The organism is Nostoc sp. DedQUE08 (assembly GCF_034530895.1).
In the GTDB taxonomy this organism is placed as follows: Bacteria; Cyanobacteriota; Cyanobacteriia; order Cyanobacteriales; family Nostocaceae; genus Nostoc.
The window spans coordinates 1-1,335 of sequence record NZ_JAVRCD010000137.1 but is presented as its reverse complement, the minus strand read 5'-3'; the positions used below and the strand labels follow the sequence as shown (position 1 = coordinate 1,335).

The window sequence follows — 1,335 nt, the reverse complement described above, 5'->3', positions numbered from 1 at the left end:
GCCCCATAGGCGCGAATCTAAGGGGTTGCGGGGTAGCGGGCGCTGTGATTCCTGGTTTGGATGAGACTTGATGTGAAGGGTGAGTGCCACTGGCGATGGTTGGTGGCACGGATTGGGTCGGTGGTGGATCTGGAGGCAACGGCGCGGCAGTACGGTGCGCTGCGTCGAGCGCGCAAGCTGCGGTCGGCGGAGGAGCTTCTGCGCCTGGCATTGCTGCATGGTCCGGGAGGGCTGTCGCTGCGCTCGACGGCGCTGGCGGCCTGCGAAGCGGGCCTGGCGGATCAGCTGAGCGACAAGGCAGTGCAGGGTCGGCTGCAGCGGATGGGCGAGTGGCTGGAGCACATCCTGGAGCGGCTGCTGGCGGGGCTGACGCCTGCGGCGGCGGGTGGGCTGTCCCTGGTGGACGGCACGTTGGTGACGGCGGCTGGGGCGAAGGGTGCGCCGTGGCGGGTCCATGCGCGCTACGACCCGGCGCTGGGGCGGTTCACCGATCTGCGGCTGACACCGGCGTGCACGGCAGAGGCTGTGGCACAGACCCGCCTGGAGCCGGGACGGATAATGGTGTTCGATCGAGGCTACGGCCGGGTGCGCAATGTCGCCGAGGTGCTGGCGGCAGGCAGTGAGGTGGTCACCCGCATCGGTTGGCGCGCGATAGCTCTGTACGACGCCTCGGGCGATCGGATCGACCTGCTGTCCCTGCTGCCCGTGGGACAAGAGGCCTGCGAGCACGAAGTGCACCTGGCCGGCATCGCCCGGCCGATGCGGCTCGTGCTGCAACGCCTGCCGCCGGCGCAGGCCGCGACCCAGCGCAAGCGGACCACGCGGCGGGCTGGCAAGCGCTGCCAGGCTCTGGACCCGAGGACCCTGGCGGCGGCGGAGCATCTCATCCTGCTGACCTCCCTGCCACACGCCGATGCGACACCCGATCGGGTCATCGCCCTGTATCGCGGGCGATGGCAGGTGGAGTTGGGCTTCAAGCGGCTCAAAAGCCTCGGCGGGCTCGACAGGCTCGCCGCCAGTGACCCCAGATCGGCCCGCACCTGGCTGCTCGCCCATCTGATCGCCGCCGTGCTCACGGAGGATCTGGCCAGCCGGATCGCCGGTTTTTCCCCCTCCAAGACGCCAGCAACGGCCGCCGCCTGAGCCAACCGCCGTCTCCCTCTGGCGCGCCTGGCAGATCGCAAGGCGCTGCCTCCTCCACGCTATCCTGCCGCCTGTCAGACACCCCACTCCCCGACGTATCCGAGCCTGGCGACACCAACTCCGCGACAGCCCAAGACAACGACCTTCTCAGGCTCTCCAACTCGCATCAATATAACTTCGCGCCTATGGGGC

1 protein-coding gene is annotated in these 1,335 nt (G+C 69.1%); it reads left to right on the top strand.

Annotated elements, in window-relative coordinates:
• Positions 1 to 102: 102 nt before the first annotated feature.
• Positions 103 to 1,143, top strand: coding sequence for an IS4 family transposase (locus RMY64_RS36715; RefSeq protein ID WP_322702692.1), 1,041 nt, complete (start codon positions 103 to 105; stop codon positions 1,141 to 1,143).
• Positions 1,144 to 1,335 lie beyond the last annotated feature (192 nt).